Consider the following 4,239-nt stretch of genomic DNA (forward strand, 5'->3'; position numbering starts at 1 on the left):
GCGCTGTCCTGCGCACACGGCAAGACCGGGGTTGGGCGTCCTGCCCAACCCGCCCGAGGCATGCCTCGGGCCCATGCGGCTCACGCCCCCGCAACCGGACCCACCCGCCTTCGACAGGTCTCCGCGAGCTGTCGAAACGGCATCCTTTGCTGCTGTGGGTAGGTGTCGACCTTGGTCGACACGGTGGATCCACGTCGTGCAGGGATGCTCTTCGATGAATGTTCGAAATATTCGATTTCGATGGGGTTCCATCCACGCATGGCGTGGATCTACTACCGGGTCAGTAGATCGGCGTCACCTTCATCTGCGGCAGCGGGCGCGGTGCGCCGTCGGTGAGGTCCGGGCCGAGGTCCTCCCAGGTACGTCCCTGCTCGACCATCAGCCCCCACAACTGCTGCGATGCCAGCCGCTTGTCTTCCGAGCCCAGCTTGTACGACGGTGGCGTCGGCTGGCCACTGGCAACCATCGAGTACGCCGCGCGGTAGGCCAGTACCTGCTGCGCCGGGTCGTCGGTGCGCGCCACTTCCAGCGTGTAGCGCTGGTAGGCCGAGGCCAGGTTGCGCCAGCGGATCCAATAGTGGTTCTCGAACGAGAACGAACAGAAGCGCGCACCGGCCAGGCTGCCCTTGTCGGCGATGCGGGTCAGCACGTCCTGCGGCATGTCCAGGTTCATGCCGCCCTCGTCGCCCTGCAGGCTCACATGCACGATGCGGTCGCGGTAGCCCGGGGCACGCGCCTGCAGCAGGTCGCGCCAGTTCTGCATGGTCGCCACCACCGCGAACAGGAAGCGGCCCAGCTCGGCGGCCGCCAACGGCGTGGCGATCGACTGGTAGGTACGCTGCCAACCGTGGCGGTTCTCGGTGGGCAGGAACACAGCATGTTCCAGCGCCTGTCGGCCACTGCTGCCGTGGCTCACGTCTTCGGCGTGCTGCGGGTAGACCAGATTGATGGCGAAGGTCGGCCAGCGCGGCAACGCGGCATCGAACAGGTGGATCGGGAAGTTGCTGCTGATGCCACCATCGGAGAACCAGCAGATGCGGAACGCGGTGATCACCGGTCCGCAGGTCTGCCCGGCACTGGTCAGCCCTTCCATGCTGTCGGCGACGTTGTGCTCCTGGTCGGCCGCAGGTGCGGTCGGTTCACAGCGACGCTCGCGGCGTGAGGGCTCATGCAACGGCACCGCGCTGATCAGCAGCGGGAAGCTCAGGCTCATGCGCGTGGCCACCAGCACCGGCAGCTTCGGGCCCTGCGGCAGGTGGTAGTACCGGCGCCCATCCACCTCCAGTGGCGGGCCGGCCTGCGTCACCAGCCACTGCACCACGCTGGCCGGAAACAGCTGCTCGAACTCCTCGCGCAGGAACCAGAACTGCGCGCCGCCCAGCGGCAGCGTGCGCGGCTCGTTGTGCGACACACAGGTGGTGATCATCTGCAGGCTGATCGCATGCGGGCTGTCCGGCTCGCCGGCATAGCGCGGCGCATCGTGCAGGTCGGCGAAGGTGAGCGGTGCATCCAGCGGCTTGCCGGACAGCTGCTGCAGGCATTCATGCAGCCACTCGGTCAACGCCGGCGTGCGTGCATCGCGGCCGAGGCCGCTGCACAGGCCCAGCAGGTTACGGCGCGCCACCCGCGCTACCCGCAGCGCGGCACCGGCCACGCCGGCACCGTACGCGCACAGCAGTGATGGCAGCAGCGTGGCGGCCACGCCGCTCCAATCGCCGCCCCACCAGCCCAGGCCGAGCAGCAGCGCCAGCGACACCAGCACCTCCAGTGGCGCAATCTCGAACACCGCGATGGCCAGGCACAGCAGCTTGTGTGGCAGGCGGGCATTGCCGGTCAGCACCACCAGCAACCGGTAGGCGGCGCGCGCCCCCCGTGCCGGCTGGAACAGGCTGTAGATGAAGCCGCGCCGCGACAGCTGCGCCGACACCGCCGACAGCCCGCCGTAGCCGGCATCGCCGGGCAGGTGCTCGCCGGCCTGCTGGCGGCGATCACCGCATGCCGCCGCGGCCGCTACGGCTGCAGCGATGGCGCCGGCCGAGGTGCCGCCGATGCTCTTGAAGCGATACTCGCGCGCCAGCGCCAGTACCGCATTGGGGTACACGATGCCGCTGGTGATGCCGCCTTTCATGACCAGATCGCAGTACTTCGCCGCCACGAGCCACCTCCCGTCTGTCGGTGCCCAGTATGGCAAGAGGCGCTCTCACAGCCTGAGAAGCGAGCCACAGCCCTGCGCTTTCATTGGCCCTTGACCATTGGCCTCGACGCGTCCACCGTTGGCACGCCGAAGGTATCCCTGCCGTGGCCTTGATGGCGGCAGGGATTTAAACGGGAATCCGGTGAAGGCGCCTCGCGCGCCCATTCCGGAGCTGCCCCGCAGCGGTGAATGGAAACGAATCCTGCCAACAGCACTGGGCTCACGCCTGGGAAGCGGCGGGTAGTAGGTGGGCTGCGGCCCGTGTCCATCAGCCCGAATACCGGCCCCGGCCGGGGGACACGACCGTCCCCTGACTCGACCTGGAATCTCCGCGGGGAGGTTGCCGGGGCCGTCGTTGTCCTGCGCGTGCAGGCGATGCGGCCGCGCGCGTCCTGTTCACGGTATCCGGCCAGCCCTGTTCACCCACGCGCTGATGCATGGGCCACCGCCGTTGCCGGCGGTCCATGCGGTACCTGACGATGACCGAGCTCCAACGCCCCACCCTGACCCTGCCCGCCGACGGCAAGCGCCTGCTGCTGCATTCGTGCTGCGCGCCCTGTTCCGGCGAAGTAATGGAGGCGATCACCGCCTCCGGGATCGACTACGCGATCTTCTTCTACAACCCCAACATCCACCCGGTGAAGGAGTACGAGCTGCGCAAGCAGGAGAATATCCGCTTCGCCGAACAGCACAACATTCCCTTCATCGACTGCGATTACGACACGGACAACTGGTTCAGCCGTGCACGCGGCATGGAGAACGAGCCCGAGCGTGGTATCCGCTGCACGATGTGCTTCGACATGCGTTTCGAGCGCACCGCGCTGTATGCGCACGAGCACGGCTACGACACCATCAGTTCGTCGCTGGGCATCTCGCGCTGGAAGAACATGGCGCAGATCAACGACTGCGGCATCCGTGCCGCGTCGCGCTATGAAGGCCTGCAGTACTGGGACTACAACTGGCGCAAGGGCGGCGGTGCCAGCCGCATGATCGAGATCAGCAAGCGCGAGCAGTTCTACCAGCAGGAATACTGCGGCTGCGTGTACTCGCTGCGCGATGCCAACCGTCACCGCCGCGAGAATGGCCGCGAACGGATCAAGATCGGCCTGCTGTACTACGGGCAGGACGCTGAGACGCCGCAGGGCGATTGACGTGTGGGCATGGGGCGGCCACGCTGGTCGCCCCTTCTGCTGTACCGGAACTGCCATGACCGCCCTGCCCGCCGATGTCGCCCTGCTGGTGATCGACCTGCAGCCGGACTTCATGCCCGGTGGCGCGCTGGCCTGCGACCAAGGCGATGCGCTGGTGGCACCGATCGCCGATCTGCTGGCACAGCGCCGCTACCGCACCGTGGTGGCAACACAGGACTGGCACCCGGCCGACCATGCCTCGTTCGCCAGCCAGCACCCCGGCCAACGCCCCTTCGAGACCATCCTGCTGCACGCGCAGCCGCAGACCCTGTGGCCGGACCACTGCGTGCAGGGCAGCGCCGGTGCCGCGCTGCATCCGGGCGTGGACTGGACCGTGGCCGACCTGATTCTGCGCAAGGGCACCCGCCAACAGGTGGATTCATACAGCGCCTTCCGCGAGAACCATGGCCCCGATGGCGAGCGCCCGGCCACCGGCCTGGCCGGCTGGCTGCACGAACGCCGCATCCGCGAAGTGCACGTGTGCGGCCTGGCCCGCGACTACTGCGTGCTGTGGAGCGCGCAGGACGCGGCGAAGTCCGGCTTCCGGGTGAAATTCCTGTGGGAGCTGACCAAGCCGGTGACCGACGCCAACGACGCGATGGTGCGTGAAGCGCTGGGCAAGGCGGGGATTTCGATCGCCTGAGGCGTGACCGCCGGGCATGGCCCGGCGCTACCGCGCACGTCGCTTATGCCGCTTGCGCGCTCCTGCCCACGACAACACAATCGATTCATCCAGCCCCCTAACTACGCCCCCCTACAGATCGCGGGACGGCCGAACCGGGGGCTTTTCATTGGATGAAATCAGGATTCGGTAGTGCCGGCCGCGGGCCGGCAACCTCGGGATCTCTGCAGTTG

General features: G+C 67.6%; 3 protein-coding genes and 1 riboswitch. Of the genes, 2 read left to right on the forward strand and 1 reads right to left on the reverse strand.

Annotated elements, in window-relative coordinates:
- Positions 1-280: 280 nt before the first annotated feature.
- Positions 281-2,155 (reverse strand): patatin-like phospholipase family protein, encoded by a 1,875-nt coding sequence (locus tag ABE423_RS20515; protein ID WP_125895983.1) that lies wholly within the window; start codon positions 2,153-2,155, stop codon positions 281-283.
- A 127-nt stretch (positions 2,156-2,282) separates the two neighbouring features.
- Positions 2,283-2,498: riboswitch (cobalamin riboswitch) on the forward strand.
- A gap of 175 nt (positions 2,499-2,673) precedes the next feature.
- Between ABE423_RS20515 and ABE423_RS20520 the strand changes: the two genes are divergently transcribed.
- On the forward strand, positions 2,674-3,345 hold the full coding sequence (locus tag ABE423_RS20520) for an epoxyqueuosine reductase QueH (protein ID WP_097048199.1): 672 nt from the start codon (positions 2,674-2,676) through the stop codon (positions 3,343-3,345).
- 55 nt (positions 3,346-3,400) lie between these two features.
- Positions 3,401-4,027 carry a bifunctional nicotinamidase/pyrazinamidase gene (gene pncA / locus ABE423_RS20525; RefSeq protein WP_346487337.1) on the forward strand — a complete coding sequence of 209 codons (627 nt, stop codon included), beginning with the start codon at positions 3,401-3,403 and terminating at the stop codon, positions 4,025-4,027.
- The last annotated feature ends 212 nt before the right edge of the window (positions 4,028-4,239 follow it).

The organism is Stenotrophomonas sp. TWI1409 (genome assembly GCF_039673015.1).
GTDB classification, from domain to species: Bacteria; Pseudomonadota; Gammaproteobacteria; order Xanthomonadales; family Xanthomonadaceae; genus Stenotrophomonas; species Stenotrophomonas maltophilia_A.